Raw genomic sequence first — 17,194 nt, forward strand, 5'->3', positions numbered from 1 at the left:
GGCCGGGGGTCAGCCGAGGCCGGCTCCAGCCGGGCCGTGCGGGTACGAGGGTGCCGGCGCCGCGGAGCACCCCGGACGGTGCCGGCTGAGGGGTGCTCCCGGGCGGGGGTGGACGACCGGAGTACCCCTCAGCCCGGCCCCCGGGCCCACCCGCCCGGCCCCGGACCGTCCGGCCCGCCCGGCCCCCAGCCCGCCCGTCCGGCCCCCGGCCCCACCGGGCCCCTGGTCACCACCCTCCCCGCCCCTCACGCCGGAACGCGCCGCTCCACCCACCGCCACGCGACCTCCAGCAGCGCCGCTCCCGCCACGGCGATACCGGCCGCGGCCCACGGCATCGTCGTGCCCACCAGCCGCAGCGCGAAGAACTCCTGCAGCCAGGGCACGACGAGCACCAGCAGGAACGCCCCGCCCATCGCCGCGACCAGCACCACCCGCCACCACGTGTACGGCCGGGCGATGATCGCCAGCACCCACAGCGAGACCAGGAACAGCGTCAGGGTCGCCGCGCTGGTCTCGGCCTCGAGGGCGCCCGGCCCGCTGTAGTGGTGCCCGGCGAGCAGGTACGAGGTGAAGGTGGCCGCCGCCGCGATGAGCCCGGCCGGCAGGGCGTACCGCATGACGCGCCGCACGAAGTGCGGCTGGGCGCGCTCCTTGTTGGGGGCGAGCGCCAGGAAGAAGGCGGGCACGCCGATGGTGAGCGTGGACAGCAGGGTCAGGTGCCGGGGCAGGAACGGGTACTCGACCTGGGCGACGACGACGAGGACGGCGAGCAGCACCGAGTAGGCGGTCTTCGTCAGGAACAGCGTCGCCACGCGCGTGATGTTGCCGATGACGCGCCGCCCCTCGGCGACGACGTGCGGCAGGGTGGCGAAGCTGTTGTCGAGGAGGACGATCTGGGCGACCGCGCGGGTGGCCTCGGAGCCGGAGCCCATGCTGACGCCGATGTCGGCGTCCTTGAGGGCGAGCACGTCGTTGACCCCGTCGCCGGTCATGGCCACGGTGTGGCCGCGCGACTGGAGGGCGCCGACCATGTCGCGCTTCTGCTGCGGGGTGACCCGCCCGAAGACGACGCCCTCCTCCAGGGCGCGGGCCATCTCCTCGGGCCGCTCGGGCAGGTGCCGCGCGTCGACGGGCCGGTCGGCGCCGGGCAGGTCCAGCTTGGCGGCGACGGCGCCGACGGAGACCGCGTTGTCGCCGGAGATGACCTTGGCGGCGACGTCCTGGTCGGCGAAGTAGGCGAGGGTGTCGGAGGCGTCGGGGCGCAGTCGCTGTTCGAGGACGACGAGGGCGGCGGCCCGCGCCGTGCCGGGGGTCTTCGGGTCGTCCAGCTCGCCGGTGACCCGCGCGAGGAGCAGGACGCGCATGCCGCGCCGGTTGAGGGAGTCGGTCTCGGCGAGGGCGGGGTCGCCGTCGGGGAGGAGGACGTCGGGGGCGCCGAGGAGCCAGGAGCTGCTCTGCCCGTCGCCCTCGCTGAAGGTGGCGCCGCTGTACTTGCGGGCGGAGGAGAAGGGCAGGGCCTCCGTGCAGCGCCAGTCGTCGGTGTCGGGGTAGGCGTCGATGACGGCCTGGAGGGAGGCGTTGGGGCGGGGGTCGGAGTCCCCGACGGCGCCGAGGACCTTCCGTACGTACGCCTCGTCGAAACCGTCCAGGGGCCGCAGCTCGGCGACGTCCATGCCGCCCTCGGTGAGGGTGCCGGTCTTGTCCAGGCAGACCACGTCGACGCGGGCGAGCCCCTCGATGGCGGGCAGCTCCTGTACGAGGCACTGCCTGCGGCCGAGCCGGATGACGCCGATGGCGAAGGCGACGGAGGTCAGGAGGACGAGGCCCTCGGGGATCATCGGCACGATGCCGCCGACCGTGCGGGCGACGGAGTCCTTGAGGTCGGTGTCCTTGACGACGAGCTGGCTCACGATGAGCGCGGTGGCGGTCGGGACCATCATCCAGGTGACGTACTTGAGGATGGTGGAGATGCCGGAGCGCAGCTCGGAGTGGACGAGGGTGAAGCGGGACGCCTCCTCGGCGAGCTGGGCGGCGTAGGCCTCGCGGCCGACTTTGGTGGCGGTGAAGGCGCCGCCGCCGGCGACGACGAAGCTGCCGGACATGACGGGGTCGCCGGGCTTCTTCAGCACGGGGTCGGCCTCGCCGGTGAGCAGCGACTCGTCGACCTCCAGGCTGTCGGACTCCGCGACGGCGCCGTCGACCACGACCTTGTCACCGGGCCCCAGCTCCACGAGGTCGCCGAGGACGATCTCGGAGACGGACACCTCGACGGGCGCGCCGTCCCGGCGGACGGTCGGTTTCGCCTCGCCGATGACGGCGAGGGAGTCGAGGGTCCTCTTGGCGCGCAGCTCCTGCACGATGCCGATGCCGGTGTTGGCGACGATGACGAAGCCGAAGAGGCTGTCCTGAATGGGCGCGACGACCAGCATGACCGCCCAGAGCAGGCCGATGATGGCGTTGAAGCGGGTGAGGACGTTGCCCCGGACGATGTCGAGCACGGACCGGGAGGACCGTACGGGGACGTCGTTGACCTCGCCCCGCCGGACCCGCGCCGCCACCTCGGCGGCGGTCAGCCCGTCCGGCCGGTACGGCACGTCCGCGCCCCCGGCGGCTCCCACGATGGCGTCCTCGGTCCCGGCCCGCTGCGTCATGTGTCCGACGGTACGGCCGGAGCACGGCGGCCACCCGCGAAACGGGCGCGGGATCCGACCCTGGTAGGACGAGAACCCTCCCGGGGCACTACACGCGCCGCCCCCGCCGCTCCCGTCCGGAGGACCGCACCGGCCGGGGCGCCCCGAGGCACCCGGCCCGCATGACCCGCCCCGCGGCCCGCCCGGCCCGCCCCGTCACTCCGGCCCGCCCCGTCACTCCGGCCCGACGGACCACCGGCTCCACCGGACCACCCGGCCCGACCGGACCACCCGGACCATCGGACCACCCGGCCCGACCGGTCCTCCGCCGGGTCAGGGCGCGGCGGGGCCGGCGGGCGCGGCGGGTGCGGTCCCCGCGGGGGCTCCGGGCCCCGCCGGGCCGCCGCCGGAGCCGCCCCCGCCGCCCGGTGCGCCGGGAGTGCCCGGCCCGCCCGGCCCGGAGGCCGCGCGCCGGAGCGCGGCGTCCCGCCGGCGGACGTACCAGATGCCGATGAGGCCCAGGCCCGCGCCCGCGAGGCAGGTCCACACCCACCAGTCGAGGTCGCGGTCGGCGAACCAGCCGTAGAAGGGGACCTGCACCAGGAAGAGGACGAACCACAGGATCGTGCCGCCGGTGATGGTGGCGACGACCGGCCCCTCCAGGGGCTCGGGCGCCTCGTGCGAAGGGGTCCACTTGGCCATGTCCACATGGTAAGCGGCGGACCGTTCTACGCGCGGAGATAGCGATCTTCCAGTCATATGTTCATACTGAAACCGTTTGCCGTAGCCCGGCTATTCTCGTACGAACACACAATGAGCCGCCGCCGACCGGCTGACGGCCCCACCATCCCCGCATCACGAGGTTCCGCATGCCCTCCTCGGTCACCGCTCCCCCGGCTGCGCCCGGGCAGCAGCCGACCGGCTCCAGCAGCCCGCTGGACCGGTTCTTCAAGATCTCGGAGCGTGGCTCCACCATCGGCCGGGAGGTACGCGGCGGCTTCGCGACCTTCTTCGCGATGGCCTACATCATCGTGCTGAACCCGATCATCCTCGGCAGCGCCAAGGACATGTACGGGCACCAGCTGGACAGCGGCGAGCTGGTCACGGCGACCGTGCTGAGCGCGGCCTTCACGACGCTCCTCATGGGCGTGATCGGCAACGTCCCGATCGCCCTCGCCGCCGGCCTCGGCGTCAACACGGTCGTCGCCCTCCAGCTGGCGCCGCGCATGGCGTGGGCGGACGCGATGGGCATGGTCGTCATCGCCGGCCTCATCGTGATGCTCCTCGTCGCGACCGGCCTGCGGGAGCGCGTGATGAGCGCCGTCCCGGTGGGCCTGCGCAAGGGCATCGCCATCGGCATCGGCCTGTTCATCATGCTGATCGGCCTGGTGGACGCCGGCTTCGTCTCGCGCATCCCGGACATCGCCCGCACCACCGTCCCGCTCCAGCTCGGCGCGGACGGCCACCTCGGCGGCTGGCCCGTCCTGATCTTCGCGGTCGGCACGCTGCTCACCCTGGCGCTGATCATCCGCAGGGTGCCGGGGGCCATCCTCATCTCGATCGTCGCCATGACGGTCGCCGCGATGGTCGTGAACGCGGTCGCCGAGGTCCCGTCCTGGGGCCTGACCACGCCCACCTGGCCGGGCAACCCGGTCGCCACCCCGGACTTCGGCCTGCTCGGGCAGGTCAGCCTGCTCGGCGGCTTCGAGAAGGTGGGGCTGCTCACCGGCTCGCTGTTCGTCTTCACCGTCCTGCTGTCCTGCTTCTTCGACGCCATGGGCACGATCCTCGGCGTCGGCGACGAGGCGAAGCTGATGGACGAGAAGGGCGAGTTCCCCGGCATCAACAAGGTCCTCCTCGTGGACGGCCTCGCCGTCGCCACGGGCGGCCTCACCTCGTCGTCCGCCACCACCTGCTACGTCGAGTCCACCGCGGGCGTCGGCGAGGGCGCCCGTACGGGCCTCGCCTCCGTCGTCACGGGCGGCCTGTTCGGCGTGGCGCTCTTCTTCACGCCGCTCGCCACGATGGTCCCGTCGCAGGCGGCGACGCCCGCGCTGATCGCGGTCGGCTTCCTCATCCTCGCCGGGTCGATCAAGGACATCGACTGGAGCGACTTCACCATCGCCGTCCCGGCGTTCCTGGCGATGACGATGATGCCGTTCACGTACTCGATCACCAACGGCATCGGCATCGGCTTCATCTCGTTCAGCGTCCTGCGCCTCGCCGCGGGCCGCGGACGCGAGGTCCCGCCCGCGATGTACGCGGTGTCGGCGGTGTTCGTCTTCTACTACGCCATGCCGGCCCTGGGCCTCACATAGCGGCCCCGGCGCCGCGGCCCGGACGCCGGACGGCCCGGCCCACCAACGCGGCCCCGCCCACCACGGGCGGGGCCGCGCGGCGTCACGTCGCGCCGTAGAACCGCTCCGTCTCGTCGACGGCCGCGTGGAACCGCTCGTCGAAGTCCTCGCGAACAAGCGTCCGGACGACATAGTCCTGGACGCTCATCCCGCTTCTCGCCGCGTGCTGCCGGAGCCGCTCCAGCAGCTCCCCGTCCATCCGCAGGCTGAGCACTGTCGATCCCATGCCGCCCAGGGTCCCGGCCCGCACTCCGCGCCCGCGCGCATTCTCGTCGGATAATCACTCCTACGAGTGACCCACCCTCCCGCCGGACGGCGGCCTCCGGTACGGCCGCCCGGCTGCGGCGGCCTCGATACGGCGATGAACGGCCATCCCCCGCCCCGCCGCGCCAAGGGGCACGTGCACGAGATGCGACGGCCAGGCAGCCTCGATGGTGAGCCGGGCCCGGGTGCCCTGGGCCAGCCAGCGGTGGATGAGCTGCTCGTAGGCGGTCACCACCTGCCGGGTGGCCCACTGGGCGGTCTCCCGGTCGGGATAAGAAGCGGAACCGGTCAGCGCGGGGGGCATCCTCTCAAACCACCTGGTCGGCGGCTGGGCCGTCAGTCGGAGAACGTCCAGAACAGCCCGACCTCGGTGCCCGACACGACGACGAGGCCGCAGTCCTCCATCAGGACGCTCAGCGGGCTGTACCCCAGGCTCTGCAACGTGAAGTCGAGGGTGCCGGGCGCGCTGCCGGTCTTGCTGACGTTGGTGTGATAGGCGGCCTCGTCGCCGTAGCGAGCCAGGATGGTGCGCGCCATCGCCCTCAGCTCATCCTCGGACTCGTCGAAGTACCGGAGGTTGTCCAGGGTGCAGCCGGCCTCGGTGAGGGCCAAAAGCAGGTTCTCGGCACTGTCCCTGTCGATCTCCTTGAGGCGCGGCGCGACGTACTCCGGGGGGTGACTGGCGAAGGGCCACATCGGGTTCGCCTCCCGCTCGGCGTCCTTCTCCGCGTCGTCGACACGGGCCCACCCCCGGGGATCCGGCACCGCCCGGGCCATCAGCGCGAGGACGTCGAGCGTCCAGTACTGGTGGCGGCGCGATCCGGTGGCGATGTACGCGGACGCGTCCCTGTACAGGTGGCGTACCGCGGCTTCCCAGGAGGTCCGGTCGGTGAACATGTGGTGCGAGTCTTCCTCGGAGGGCTAGGGCTTGGAGGGCATCGACGTCATGACGGTGAAGGGCGGGTTGCGGCTGCTGTCGTACCTGATGCGCGTGTCGATGCCGGTCACGTCGTACGCCTTGGCATCCATCCCGCCTCCCTTGTAGCCGGACTTCGGGTCGTCGGGTCGACCGGCTGCTTGGGCACGCTTCCGCCACTGGTCTCGCCGTTCGGCGTGCGTCTTGCCGACGTGCTTGTCGAGTGTGTGGCCGTGCTCGAAGTACTCGTTGGCGGTGAGGTTGAGGTCGTACTTCCCTGTGGAGTCCACCTTCAGCCAGACCTGCGACTCCTTGAACTCCTCCAGGGCGCGCACGCCGAAGCCCTGGGCGCGGGCGACGCCGGCCTCGAACTTGGGAGCGCTCAGGTACGCCTCCTCAAGCGGCCCCTTCAGCGCTTCCATGCGGGCGGTCAGCCCGTCCAGGATGCCGGTGTACGTGTCCACGATCCGGTTGAGCTTCGCCGTGTTGATGTCGAGGATGGCCTTGACGTCGAACGAGAGGACCAGGCCCGCGCCCTTGCCGACGACGGAGGTGACGCCGGTGACAAGGCTCTTGGGGCTCGTCGACCTGGCCATGTCCTCGGCGATCTCCTTGGCCGCCACCAGCATGGCACGATGGATCTCGTCCGCGACATCGCGGTTCGGATCGACGGCCGCCTCGGCGTACTCGCGCAGGATGGTGGCGATGTCGTCGGCGGACGACGCCGACTACGCGCCGGGCCTCGCAGAGCTGCGCATGGAGGTCGATCCCCCGAGGCCCTCGCCCCAGCGCGCGGCCGGCCATGGCCGCCGGCCGCCTCACCGCTCGCACGCGGACTCTGGCCCTCCCGCAGAGGTCAGGGGGTGACATCCCTCACCACAGGCGCCGGTCGGATCATCGGACTGGTCTTTAGACAGAGTAATGAGTTAGGCTAAAGAACATGCCTGACCTGTCCCACGGCCACCCCGGCGGCGACGACGCCGACGCAGCCGCTGTGAACGCGCTCCGCTCCGCCGTCATGCGGCTGTCCCGGCGGCTGAAGCACCAGCGCGTCGACGAGTCGCTGAGCCCCACCGAGATGTCGGTGCTCGGCACGCTCGCCCGCTGCGGCTCGGCCACCCCCGGCGAGCTGGCCCGCAAGGAGCACGTCCAGCCGCCGTCCATGACGCGCATCGTCGCGCTGCTGGAGGCCAAGGGACTGGTGAGGCTGGAGCCGCATCCGGACGACCGCCGCCAGAAGGTGGTCAGCCAGACCGAGCGGGCCGAGGCCATGCTCGAGGAGTCCCGCCGCAGGCGGAACGCCTGGCTGGCCTCCCTCGCCGAGGGTCTGGACGAGGACGAGTGGGCCAGGCTGCGCGCCGCCGCCCCCGTACTGGAGAAGCTCGCGCACCTGTAGGACGACCCGAGCCGAGGAGGCGACCCCTTTTGAGTACGGGAACCGGAGAACTCTCCGCCCCCGGACACAACCCCCACCCCGCCGACCGCACCACCCGCGCCCCGCACCGCGCCGCAGGCGGCACGTTCGCCTCGCTGAAGGTACGGAACTACCGCCTCTTCTTCACCGGGGCCATCGTCTCCAACACGGGGACCTGGATGGCCCGCATCACCCAGGACTGGCTGGTCCTGAGCCTCACCGGCTCCGCCGCCGCCGTCGGCGTCACCACGGCGCTGCAGTTCCTCCCGATGCTGCTGTTCGGCCTGTACGGCGGAGTGATCGCCGACCGGTACCCCAAGCGGCGCCTCCTCGTCCTGAGCCAGGGCGCCCTCGGCCTGTGCGGCATCGCCCTCGCCGTGCTCACCCTCTCCGGGCACGTCCAGGTGTGGCACGTGTACCTGGTGGCCTTCCTGCTCGGCATGGTCACCGTCGTCGACAACCCGGCCCGCCAGTCCTTCGTCTCCGAGATGGTCGGCCCCGACCAGCTCCGCAACGCCGTCAGCCTGAACTCGGCGAACTTCCAGTCGGCCCGCCTCGTCGGCCCCGCCGTCGCCGGTCTGCTGATCGCCTCCGTCGGCAGCGGCTGGGCGTTCCTCGTCAACGGCCTGTCGTTCCTGGCCCCCCTGGCCGCGCTGCTGATGATGCGGCCCGCCGAGCTGCACCCCACCGCCCGCGTCCCGCGCGGCAAGGGCCAGCTCCGGGAGGGCCTGCGGTACGTCGCCGGGCGCCCCGACCTGATCTGGCCGATCGCCCTGGTCGGCTTCATCGGCACGTTCGGGTTCAACTTCCCGATCTGGCTGACCGCCTTCGCCGACGGCGTCTTCCACGTCGGACCCGGCATGTACGGCCTCCTCAACACCCTCATGGCCGTCGGCTCCCTGGCGGGCGCCCTGCTGTCGGCCCGGCGCGGCACGTCCCGGCTGCGGCTGCTGATCGGCGCCGCCGCCGTCTTCGGCGTCCTGGAGATCGCCGCCGCGATGAGCCCCGGCTTCTGGCTGTTCACGCTGCTGCTGGTGCCGATCGGCATGTTCGGGCTGACCGTGAACGTGACGGCCAACTCCTTCGTGCAGCTCGCGACCGACCCCGAGATGCGGGGCCGGGTGATGAGCCTCTACATGATGGTCTTCGCCGGCGGTACGCCGCTGGGCGCGCCGCTGCTGGGCTGGGTCACCGACACGTACGGCGCCCGCGTGGGCTTCGCGACCGGCGGCGCCGTGTCGCTGGCCGCCGCCGTCGTGATCGGCGCGCTGCTGTCCCGCTCGACCGGGCTGCGGATGCGGGTGGAGCTGCGGCCGGGCCGCCGCGTACGGCACCCGCAGGTGCGTTTCGTGCCCCGCGCGGGGCGTGAAGGGCGTGAAGAGGGCGCCCGCCTCGCCGCCACGGCGTGACAGACTCGCCGTATGAGGCTTTTCGCCGCCGTACTGCCGCCGCCCGCGGCGGTCGAGGAACTGGCCGCCCTGGTGGGGGAGCTGCGGAGGATGCCGGGCGCGGACGCGCTGCGCTGGACGGGCCGCCCGAGCTGGCACTACACGCTGGCGTTCATGGGCGAGGTGGACGAGGCCGTCCTGCCCGAGCTGTCGGAGCGGCTCGGCCGCGCCGCGCACCGCACGCCGCCGTTCCCGCTGCGCGTCCACGGGGGCGGGCGGTTCGGCCGCCGCGCCCTGTGGGCCGGCGCGGCGGGCGGCCTCGACGACATGCGGCTGCTCGCGGAGCGCTCCGACGCGGCGGCCCGGCGCTCGGGCGTCGCGATGGAGGAGCCCCGCCGGTACCAGCCCCACCTCACGCTCGCCCGCAGCCGCGCCGACGCGGACCTGCGGCCGTTCGTCGAGGCGCTGGAGCACTTCCGGGGTAGCCGCTGGGAGGTCGCCGCGCTGGACCTGGTCCGCAGCAACCCGCCCGCCCCCGGGGTGCCGGGCGAGGCGCCCCGCTACGAGACGCTCGCCACGTGGCCCCTGGGCGGGCCGGCCCCGGGGGCCGGTTAACCTCGAAGGGTGGACCCGAAGACCCGTAACCGCGTCATGGCCGCCGTGCTCGTGCTGATGTTCGCCGTCGTCGCCGTGGCGGCGGCAGCAGGCCGGTAACCCGCCCGCGCCGCCCCCGCCCGCGCGACGCGCCGGCCCGCGCCCGGCCCGCCCGCACGCGCCCCCGTACGCGGCCCGCCCGGATCCGTACGCACTCCGTACACGCCCGGCCCCGGGCGGGGGCCCGGCCTGACGGGCGTCCGGACCCCCCGCCCCGTACGCCGGTGCCAGGCCCTACGAGCCGGGGCCCCGCGAGCCTGGAGCCCCGCGCCAAGGCGCCCGGCCGCGGGCGGCACCTCGCCTTACCAGGCGAACGCCTCCGGGGACGGTCCCGGACCGGGGAAGACGCGGTCCAGTTCGGTCAGGACCTCCTCCGTCAGTTCGAGCTGCGAGGCCCGCACCGCCGAGGCGAGCTGGTCCGTCGTGCGCGGGCCGACGATCGGGCCCGTGACACCGGGGCGGGTGAGCAGCCACGCCAGCGCCACCTCGCCCGGCTCCAGCCCGTGCTTCTCCAGCAGCGTCTCGTACGCCTGGACCTTCTCCCGCATGTCGGTGTCCCTCAGCGCGTCCGCCGACCGGCCCGACCGGGCGCGCGGCGACGCGCCGCCCTCGCGCTCCTTGCGCAGGACGCCGCCCAGCAGGCCGCCGTGGAGCGGTGACCAGGGGATGACGCCGAGCCCGTAGTCGCGGGCCGCCGGGATGACCTCCATCTCGGCGCGCCGCTCCGCCAGGTTGTACAGGCACTGCTCGCTGACCAGACCGACCATGCCGCGCCGCGCGGCGGCCTCGTTGGCCTGCGCGATCTTGTAGCCGGGGAAGTTGCTCGACCCCGCGTACAGCACCTTGCCCTGCTGGATCAGTACGTCGATCGCCTGCCAGATCTCCTCGAAGGGCGTCCGGCGGTCGATGTGGTGGAACTGGTACAGGTCGATGTAGTCCGTCCTCAGCCGCTTGAGGCTGCCCTCGACGGCCCGCCTGATGTTCACGGCGGACAGCCGGTCGTGGTTGGGCCAGACCTCCCCGTCGGGCGCCATCGAGCCGTACACCTTCGTGGCGAGGACGACCTTGTCCCGCCGGCGGGAACCGCCCGCGAACCAGGAGCCGATGATCTCCTCGGTGCGGCCCTTGTCGTCGCCCCAGCCGTAGACGTTGGCCGTGTCGAAGAAGTTGACACCGGCGTCGAGCGCCGCGTCCATGATGGCGTGGCTGTCCGCCTCGTCCGTCTGGGGTCCGAAGTTCATCGTGCCGAGGACGAGTCGGCTGACCTTGAGTCCGGTGCGTCCGAGCTGCGTGTACTTCATGGGAGACAAGCCAACGCCTTGGAGCCCACTCCATGCAAGGCCGCCTCCGGCCCTCCGGCCATACGGCGCGAAGGGGGGGGCCGGTCGGCCGGTGGGGTGGTTCCGGGGGCGGGTGGCGTAGCCCCGCTTTCGCGGGGGGCGGGAGCCTTCGAGGGTGGTGGGGACGGACCGGAAGGCTCACGGAGGGGAGGCGGGGATGGCTCGCATGGCGGTCTGGCGATGGGCGCTCGTCGGCTCGCTGCTGCCGCCGCTCCTCGTGGCGGTGATGCTCCTGTCGCTGCCCTCCGCCCCGTCCGCCGCCGCCGACGGCGCGGGCGCCGGGGCCCTCACCCTGTCCGTCACCGTCAACGGGCTGCCTGGCCGCGCCGCCGAGGACCGCGGCGTTCCCGCCGGCCACCCCGTCGTCAAGCGGTACGTGGTGACGAACCGGTCCGGCGCCGACCTGCACCGCGTCACCGTCACCGACCCGGCCGCCCCCGGCCGGGCCCTGGTCTGCCCGGGCGGGCCCCGCTTCCGGCTGCGGGGCATGGCCGGCGTCGTCTGCACGTCCCGCGTCCCGGCCGCGCCAGGCCGCCACACCACCACGGCCCGCGTCCGCGCCGACATCCCCTCCGTGGGCCTGCGGCCGACGGCCAGCACGACCACCGGCTACCGGGGGGTCGGCGGCGCCTCCGTGGCCGTGCCCTCGGCGGGGAGCGCGCCGCCCCCACCGTAGGCGGCCGGCCGCTCCCCGCCGCCGTCACTTCCGCGCCCCCTCCAGCGCGGCGGCCAGCCGGACCGCCGTGTCCAGGTTGCACCGGCCCAGCTCCACCAGCGGATACGGTGCCTCGCTCGTGACCGTCACCAGGTCCACCCGCAGCGACGGCAGGACCACACCGACCCTGAGCAGCTCGTCCCGCAAGCGGTCCACCGTCTCCTCCGCAGCCCGCAGCCGCTCCGCCATGGCACGCACCTCCATACGCTCTGTGAACGATCTCCCTACACAGCGTGGTCAATGAGGGGGCGCCCTGAACGGAGTCGCCGCCCCGACAACCCCATCTGACTAACCGGACTTGCGCGGCGGCCCCCGCGCCCCCGCCCGGCCGCCCCGCCGGGAACGCCCGAGGGCGGCGGCTCCGGGTGGGAGCCGCCGCCCTCGGGACGGAACGCGCGGGCGCGGGACCGACCGGCGGCGACCGGTCAGGCGCGGGGCCCGTCAGACGCGGGGCCCGTCAGACGCGGGGCCCGTCAGACGCGGGGCCCGTCAGTCGCAGGGCCGTCAGTCGCAGGGCCTGTCAGGCGACGCGGTCGCGGCCGGCCTCGTCGGGCCAGCACTCGACACCGGTCAGGTCCGGCAGGCGGCTCGCCGTGAACACCGGGTCGCGGCCCTCGCGGCGCTGCGCCTGGTAGTCCTCCAGCAGGCGGAAGGCCACCACCGACAGCGGGACGATCGCCGCCAGGTTGACCAGCGCCATGAAGCCCATGAAGACGTCCGCCAGGTTCCACACGACGCTGACCGTGCCGAGCGCGCCGAGGAAGACGGTGACCAGGACGAGCGTCCGGTACGCGGGCAGCGCCCAGCGCTTGGTCGTCATGTACTCGATGTTCGACTCGCCGTAGTAGTAGTTCCCGATCAGCGTCGAGAAGCACAGCATGAAGACGACGACGGTCAGCGCGTGGCCGGCCCAGGCGCCGAGCGTGGACTCCAGCGCGGACTGCGTCAGGTCGGCGCCCTGGCGGCCGGCCAGCGTCGGGTTGGTCGTCAGGATGATGAAGGCGGTCATCGTGCAGATCAGCAGGGTGTCGAAGAAGACGCCCAGCGCCTGTACGAGGCCCTGCTTGACCGGGTGGGTGACCTCGGCGGCGGCGCCCGCGTTGGGGGCGGAGCCGAGACCGGCCTCGTTGGAGAACATGCCGCGCCGGATGCCGTTCTGGATCGCCGCGCCGACGGCGCCGCCCGCGACCTCGCGGAAGCCGAACGCCCCGCCGACGATGTCCGCGAACACGCGCGGGATGTCGCCGACGTTCAGCAGGACGACGATCGCGCCCAGGACCAGGTACAGGATCGCCATCACGGGCACCAGCCACTGGGTGACCGAGGCGATGCGGCGCACGCCGCCGAAGATGACCAGACCCAGCAGGAGGGCGACGGCCGCGCCGATCACCGGGGCGAGCCCGTCGGCGCTCTCGGCGCCCAGGGAGCCGCTGACGACGGCGGTGATGGTGTTGGACTGCACGGCGTTGAAGACGAAGCCGAAGGTCACGGTGATCGTCACGGCGAAGAGCAGGCCCAGCCACGGCTTCTTGAGGCCGCGCCGCATGTAGTACGCGGGGCCGCCGCGGTACGTGCCGTCCTCGTCGCGCACCTTGTACAGCTGCGCCAGCGTCGACTCGACGAACGCGGAGGCCGCGCCGACGAGGGCCATGACCCACATCCAGAAGACCGCGCCGGCGCCGCCGAGCGTGATCGCTCCCGCGACACCCGCGATGTTGCCCGTACCGACGCGGGCCGCGGCGGAGATGGTGAAGGCCCCGAACGACGAGACGGGCTTGCCGCCGCCCCCTGCGGACTCGGGCGCCGGGTCCTTCAGCACGCGGAACATCTCGGGAAGGAGCCGGATCTGCACACCGCGGGACCGCAGGGTGAACCAGAGGCCCGCGAGCACGACGACCGGAATGAGCAGATAGGTCCAGAAGACGTCGTTGACGTCGACGATCAGGGAGTCGAGGGTCTGCACGGGATTCCTTGTGGGGTCGGCTGCACAAGGGCCTCCCACCCGGGGAGACCCGCCCCATCGTCACATGAACAGACAATCAGCCGTAACCACGCCCGGCTTTAAGTGAAATGCCCCACTCTGCCCCTGTGTGCCTCGGTACCTTCTCCGGTCAGCCCCGGACGAACGACCCGGACGACTCCGTACGGAACGAGCCCGGACGGCGAAAGGGGCGGTACCCCCGCACCGGGGGTACCGCCCTCTGACGTCCTACTGGACTGGTCCGATCCGCGAGGATCAGAAGTCCATGTCACCGCCCGGCATGCCGCCGCCGGCCGGCGCGGCGGCCTTCTCCGGCTTGTCGGCGATGACGGCCTCGGTGGTGAGGAACAGCGCGGCGATCGACGCGGCGTTCTGCAGCGCGGAGCGCGTCACCTTGGCCGGGTCGATGATGCCCTCGGCGACCAGGTCGACGTACTCGCCGGTCGCGGCGTTGAGGCCGTGGCCCGGGGTGAGGTTGCGGACCTTCTCCACCACGACGCCGCCCTCGAGGCCGGCGTTGACGGCGATCTGCTTGAGCGGGGCCTCCAGGGCGGCCTTGACGGCGGCGGCACCGGTGGCCTCGTCGCCGTCCAGCTCCAGCTTGTCGAAGACGGCGGACGCCTGGAGCAGGGCCACGCCACCACCGGCGACGATGCCCTCCTCGACGGCGGCCTTGGCGTTGCGCACCGCGTCCTCGATGCGGTGCTTGCGCTCCTTCAGCTCGACCTCGGTGGCGGCACCGGCCTTGATGACGGCCACGCCGCCGGCCAGCTTCGCCAGGCGCTCCTGGAGCTTCTCGCGGTCGTAGTCCGAGTCGGAGTTCTCGATCTCGGCGCGGATCTGGTTGACGCGGCCCTGGACCTGCTCGCTGTCGCCGGCACCGTCGACGATCGTCGTCTCGTCCTTGGTGATGACGACCTTGCGGGCGCGGCCCAGGAGGTCCAGACCGGCGTTCTCCAGCTTGAGGCCGACCTCCTCGGAGATGACCTGGCCACCCGTGAGGATGGCGATGTCGCCGAGCATGGCCTTGCGGCGGTCGCCGAAGCCCGGGGCCTTGACGGCGACGGACTTGAACGTGCCGCGGATCTTGTTGACGACCAGCGTGGAGAGCGCCTCGCCCTCGACGTCCTCGGCGATGATCAGCAGCGGCTTGCCGGACTGCATGACCTTCTCCAGCAGCGGGAGGAGGTCCTTCACCGCGGAGACCTTGGAGTTGACGATGAGGATGTACGGGTCCTCGAGGACGGCCTCCATGCGCTCCATGTCGGTCGCGAAGTACGCCGAGATGTAGCCCTTGTCGAAGCGCATGCCCTCGGTGAGCTCGAGCTCCAGACCGAAGGTGTTGGACTCCTCGACGGTGATGACGCCTTCCTTGCCGACCTTGTCCATGGCCTCGGCGATCAGCTCGCCGATCTGGGTGTCGGCGGCGGAGATGGACGCGGTGGAGGCGATCTGCTCCTTGGTCTCCACGTCCTTCGCCTGCTCCAGCAGCGCACCGGAGACGGCCTCGACGGCCTTCTCGATGCCGCGCTTCAGGGCCATCGGGTTGGCGCCGGCGGCGACGTTGCGCAGGCCCTCGCGGACCAGCGCCTGGGCGAGCACGGTCGCGGTGGTCGTACCGTCACCGGCGACGTCGTCCGTCTTCTTGGCGACTTCCTTGACCAGCTCGGCGCCGATCTTCTCGTACGGGTCCTCGAGCTCGATCTCCTTGGCGATGGAGACACCATCGTTGGTGATCGTGGGGGCGCCCCACTTCTTCTCGAGGACGACGTTGCGACCCTTGGGGCCAAGGGTGACCTTGACGGCGTCGGCGAGCTGGTTCATCCCGCGCTCGAGACCGCGCCGTGCCTCCTCGTCGAACGCGATGATCTTGGCCATGTGAAGTGGTCCTCCCGGACTGGGGTGGATTGCTCCGGACCGCGCTGGCGCCCGCGACGGACGGCCCGTGTGCCGTGTGGTTCCTTGCCCCACACGCCCCTCGGGCCTCACCGACGAGGTCCTTCGTTGTCACTCTCATGCGCAGAGTGCTAACGCCAATGATTAGCACTCGCCCTAGGAGAGTGCAAGCGCCTCACGGCGGCACGGGCCCCGGCAAGCCGGTTTCCGGCGCCCTGCCGGACCCGCCCGCGCCGCGCGCGCCGTCCGGAATGTCCGCTTCCGCAGGCGCGTACGCCCCCCGTGACCCCGCACACCAGGACGCGGTCCCCTCCAGCGGGCCGAGGCGCGCACCCGCCGGGGCGCGGAGGCGTCCGACGGGACGCGGAAGCGTCCGCCGGGGCGCGGAGGCGCCGACGGACCAAAGGGCGCATCCACCGGACCAAGGGGCGCATCCACCGAGCCGAGAGCCGCACCCACCGGGCGAGGGCCTCACCCGCCGGGCCGGGCGGGCGCCGTCAGCCGGGGCCCGACCCCCGGAGCCCCCCGCACACCCCCACCACCCCCGGGGCGCCCCGAGCGCCCCCGCCGCCCGCCCGGGGCGCACCCGGCCGCTCCAGGTCCCGGACAGGCCGGAGGGCCCGCACCCCTCAGGGTGCGGGCCCTCCTTGAATGCCGTTGGCCGGAACGCGTCGTGCCTAGACGGCGATCTTGACCATGTCCGCCTGCGGACCCTTCTGGCCCTGCGAGATCTCGAACTCGACCCGCTGGCCCTCCTCCAGGGTGCGGTAGCCATCCATCTGGATCGCGCTGTAGTGCACGAAGACATCCGCACCACCGTCGACCGCGATGAAGCCGTACCCCTTCTCCGCGTTGAACCACTTGACGGTGCCCTGAGCCATGCCTAACTCCCCTATTACTGGCCCTTGCACAGGACCGCACTTCGCGGACCCGGGTCAGACCTCGCCCACTGACAGGGGTGGGCGTGCGCCGGAACGCGTCGACCGCGGCTGAATGTATCTGCCCAACTGCCCTCTGCAACAGGTCAATCGGACGAGAAATCCGAGCACGGGTGAACGGAAAAGGCGGCCGGAATCGGCGGAATCCAGGGCAAGTCGGGCCGACAAAAGGCGCATAACACTCGGACGTCCACACGAGTTTGGCTACTTCTGGTCGGACCCCGGCGCGTTCTCATATGCGCCCGGCACAGGCGGGGCGGGGAACCGGGCCCACTCTATCGCGCCCGGCCCACCGCTCCCGCCACGCGACGGCACCCCCGTACCCCGCCCGGTCGTGGCCGTGGCGGGGTACGGGGGTGCGGGGTGCGCGGGGTCCCGGGGGCGGCGCCCGACGCGGGGCGCGCCGGTGGGCCGGGGGCGGGGTCAGCCGCCGGCGACCGCCGGGATGATGGAGACGCCGGCGCCCTGCGGGGTCGCCGTGTCGAGGCCCTGCTCGAAGCGGACGTCGTCGTCGTTGACGTAGACGTTCACGAAGCGGCGCAGCTTGCCCTGGTCGTCCAGGACGCGGGCGGCGATGCCCGGGTGGTTCTTCTCCAGGGACTCGATGACCTCGGCGAGGGTGCTGCCCTCCGCCGGCACCTCGGCCTGTCCGCCCGTGTAGGTGCGCAGGATGGTGGGGATGCGGACGTTGACGCTCATGT

Annotated in this window: 17 protein-coding genes; 5 read left to right on the forward strand and 12 right to left on the reverse strand. The window is 72.5% G+C overall.

Annotated elements, in window-relative coordinates:
• Positions 1 to 245: 245 nt before the first annotated feature.
• Together CP974_RS13230 and CP974_RS13235 are read right to left on the reverse strand one after the other, a co-directional pair.
• Positions 246 to 2,651 (reverse strand): HAD-IC family P-type ATPase, encoded by a 2,406-nt coding sequence (locus CP974_RS13230; protein WP_031128808.1) that lies wholly within the window; start codon positions 2,649 to 2,651, stop codon positions 246 to 248.
• Between the two features lie 312 nt (positions 2,652 to 2,963).
• Positions 2,964 to 3,332, reverse strand: coding sequence for a DUF2530 domain-containing protein (locus CP974_RS13235; protein WP_051838967.1), 369 nt, complete (start codon positions 3,330 to 3,332; stop codon positions 2,964 to 2,966).
• A gap of 167 nt (positions 3,333 to 3,499) precedes the next feature.
• Between CP974_RS13235 and CP974_RS13240 the strand changes: the two genes are divergently transcribed.
• Positions 3,500 to 4,948: an NCS2 family permease gene (locus CP974_RS13240; RefSeq protein ID WP_031128811.1), complete on the forward strand. Its 1,449-nt coding sequence runs from the start codon at positions 3,500 to 3,502 to the stop codon at positions 4,946 to 4,948.
• A gap of 82 nt (positions 4,949 to 5,030) precedes the next feature.
• On the opposite strand, the gene CP974_RS13245 is transcribed toward CP974_RS13240, so the two are convergent.
• From CP974_RS13245 to CP974_RS13260, 4 genes are read right to left on the reverse strand one after another with little or no spacing between them, the layout of a single operon-like run.
• Positions 5,031 to 5,213, reverse strand: coding sequence for a hypothetical protein (locus CP974_RS13245; RefSeq protein WP_031128813.1), 183 nt, complete (start codon positions 5,211 to 5,213; stop codon positions 5,031 to 5,033).
• A gap of 60 nt (positions 5,214 to 5,273) precedes the next feature.
• Entirely contained in the window at positions 5,274 to 5,555 is a 282-nt protein-coding gene (locus tag CP974_RS13250) for a hypothetical protein (RefSeq protein ID WP_031128815.1), read from the reverse strand.
• A gap of 32 nt (positions 5,556 to 5,587) precedes the next feature.
• Positions 5,588 to 6,148: a hypothetical protein gene (locus CP974_RS13255; protein ID WP_031128817.1), complete on the reverse strand. Its 561-nt coding sequence runs from the start codon at positions 6,146 to 6,148 to the stop codon at positions 5,588 to 5,590.
• A gap of 24 nt (positions 6,149 to 6,172) precedes the next feature.
• Positions 6,173 to 6,796 carry a hypothetical protein gene (locus CP974_RS13260; RefSeq protein ID WP_031128819.1) on the reverse strand — a complete coding sequence of 208 codons (624 nt, stop codon included), beginning with the start codon at positions 6,794 to 6,796 and terminating at the stop codon, positions 6,173 to 6,175.
• 311 nt (positions 6,797 to 7,107) lie between these two features.
• Here CP974_RS13260 and CP974_RS13265 point away from each other — a divergent pair, with 311 nt between their 5' ends.
• The 3 genes from CP974_RS13265 to thpR are packed head-to-tail and all read left to right on the forward strand — an operon-like array spanning position 7,108 to position 9,584.
• Positions 7,108 to 7,563, forward strand: coding sequence for a MarR family winged helix-turn-helix transcriptional regulator (locus CP974_RS13265; RefSeq protein WP_031128821.1), 456 nt, complete (start codon positions 7,108 to 7,110; stop codon positions 7,561 to 7,563).
• A gap of 29 nt (positions 7,564 to 7,592) precedes the next feature.
• Positions 7,593 to 8,990 (forward strand): MFS transporter, encoded by a 1,398-nt coding sequence (locus CP974_RS13270; RefSeq protein WP_037936616.1) that lies wholly within the window; start codon positions 7,593 to 7,595, stop codon positions 8,988 to 8,990.
• Positions 8,991 to 9,002: 12 nt separating this feature from the next.
• Positions 9,003 to 9,584, forward strand: a complete 582-nt coding sequence (thpR, locus tag CP974_RS13275) for an RNA 2',3'-cyclic phosphodiesterase (RefSeq protein ID WP_031128823.1) — start codon at positions 9,003 to 9,005, stop codon at positions 9,582 to 9,584.
• Between the two features lie 341 nt (positions 9,585 to 9,925).
• Here the strand turns inward: thpR and CP974_RS13280 are convergent, their stop codons facing one another.
• Positions 9,926 to 10,924 (reverse strand): aldo/keto reductase, encoded by a 999-nt coding sequence (locus tag CP974_RS13280; protein ID WP_031128825.1) that lies wholly within the window; start codon positions 10,922 to 10,924, stop codon positions 9,926 to 9,928.
• A 205-nt stretch (positions 10,925 to 11,129) separates the two neighbouring features.
• On the opposite strand from CP974_RS13280, the gene CP974_RS13285 reads away from it, so the two are divergent.
• Positions 11,130 to 11,639: a hypothetical protein gene (locus CP974_RS13285; RefSeq protein ID WP_031128827.1), complete on the forward strand. Its 510-nt coding sequence runs from the start codon at positions 11,130 to 11,132 to the stop codon at positions 11,637 to 11,639.
• Positions 11,640 to 11,663: 24 nt separating this feature from the next.
• On the opposite strand, the gene CP974_RS13290 is transcribed toward CP974_RS13285, so the two are convergent.
• The 5 genes from CP974_RS13290 to CP974_RS13310 form a co-directional block, all read right to left on the reverse strand.
• Positions 11,664 to 11,882 carry a hypothetical protein gene (locus CP974_RS13290; RefSeq protein ID WP_031128828.1) on the reverse strand — a complete coding sequence of 73 codons (219 nt, stop codon included), beginning with the start codon at positions 11,880 to 11,882 and terminating at the stop codon, positions 11,664 to 11,666.
• Between the two features lie 316 nt (positions 11,883 to 12,198).
• Complete coding sequence (locus tag CP974_RS13295) at positions 12,199 to 13,641, reverse strand: alanine/glycine:cation symporter family protein (RefSeq protein WP_031128829.1); 1,443 nt, start codon at positions 13,639 to 13,641, stop codon at positions 12,199 to 12,201.
• A gap of 273 nt (positions 13,642 to 13,914) precedes the next feature.
• Positions 13,915 to 15,537 carry a chaperonin GroEL gene (gene groL / locus CP974_RS13300; protein ID WP_031128831.1) on the reverse strand — a complete coding sequence of 541 codons (1,623 nt, stop codon included), beginning with the start codon at positions 15,535 to 15,537 and terminating at the stop codon, positions 13,915 to 13,917.
• Between the two features lie 695 nt (positions 15,538 to 16,232).
• A complete protein-coding gene (locus CP974_RS13305; protein WP_010474007.1) occupies positions 16,233 to 16,436 on the reverse strand; it encodes a cold-shock protein in 204 nt (67 codons plus the stop codon).
• 480 nt (positions 16,437 to 16,916) lie between these two features.
• Entirely contained in the window at positions 16,917 to 17,192 is a 276-nt protein-coding gene (locus CP974_RS13310) for a ubiquitin-like small modifier protein 1 (protein WP_031128833.1), read from the reverse strand.
• Positions 17,193 to 17,194 lie beyond the last annotated feature (2 nt).

The sequence above is a fragment of the Streptomyces fradiae ATCC 10745 = DSM 40063 genome (assembly GCF_008704425.1).
Classification (GTDB): domain Bacteria; phylum Actinomycetota; class Actinomycetes; order Streptomycetales; family Streptomycetaceae; genus Streptomyces; species Streptomyces fradiae.

Excerpts from the sequence above, each read along its gene's own strand:
- CP974_RS13250 (WP_031128815.1), bottom strand. The coding sequence starts at position 5,555 with ATGCCCCCCGCGCTGACCGGTTCCGCTTCTTATCCCGACCGGGAGACC.
- CP974_RS13230 (WP_031128808.1), bottom strand. The coding sequence starts at position 2,651 with ATGACGCAGCGGGCCGGGACCGAGGACGCCATCGTGGGAGCCGCCGGG.
- CP974_RS13235 (WP_051838967.1), bottom strand. The coding sequence starts at position 3,332 with ATGGCCAAGTGGACCCCTTCGCACGAGGCGCCCGAGCCCCTGGAGGGG.
- CP974_RS13265 (WP_031128821.1), top strand. The coding sequence starts at position 7,108 with ATGCCTGACCTGTCCCACGGCCACCCCGGCGGCGACGACGCCGACGCA.
- CP974_RS13260 (WP_031128819.1), bottom strand. The coding sequence starts at position 6,796 with ATGCTGGTGGCGGCCAAGGAGATCGCCGAGGACATGGCCAGGTCGACG.
- CP974_RS13285 (WP_031128827.1), top strand. The coding sequence starts at position 11,130 with ATGGCGGTCTGGCGATGGGCGCTCGTCGGCTCGCTGCTGCCGCCGCTC.
- CP974_RS13255 (WP_031128817.1), bottom strand. The coding sequence starts at position 6,148 with ATGTTCACCGACCGGACCTCCTGGGAAGCCGCGGTACGCCACCTGTAC.
- thpR (WP_031128823.1), top strand. The coding sequence starts at position 9,003 with ATGAGGCTTTTCGCCGCCGTACTGCCGCCGCCCGCGGCGGTCGAGGAA.
- CP974_RS13245 (WP_031128813.1), bottom strand. The coding sequence starts at position 5,213 with ATGGGATCGACAGTGCTCAGCCTGCGGATGGACGGGGAGCTGCTGGAG.
- CP974_RS13310 (WP_031128833.1), bottom strand. The coding sequence starts at position 17,192 with ATGAGCGTCAACGTCCGCATCCCCACCATCCTGCGCACCTACACGGGC.
- CP974_RS13290 (WP_031128828.1), bottom strand. The coding sequence starts at position 11,882 with ATGGAGGTGCGTGCCATGGCGGAGCGGCTGCGGGCTGCGGAGGAGACG.
- CP974_RS13305 (WP_010474007.1), bottom strand. The coding sequence starts at position 16,436 with ATGGCTCAGGGCACCGTCAAGTGGTTCAACGCGGAGAAGGGGTACGGC.
- CP974_RS13240 (WP_031128811.1), top strand. The coding sequence starts at position 3,500 with ATGCCCTCCTCGGTCACCGCTCCCCCGGCTGCGCCCGGGCAGCAGCCG.
- CP974_RS13280 (WP_031128825.1), bottom strand. The coding sequence starts at position 10,924 with ATGAAGTACACGCAGCTCGGACGCACCGGACTCAAGGTCAGCCGACTC.
- groL (WP_031128831.1), bottom strand. The coding sequence starts at position 15,537 with ATGGCCAAGATCATCGCGTTCGACGAGGAGGCACGGCGCGGTCTCGAG.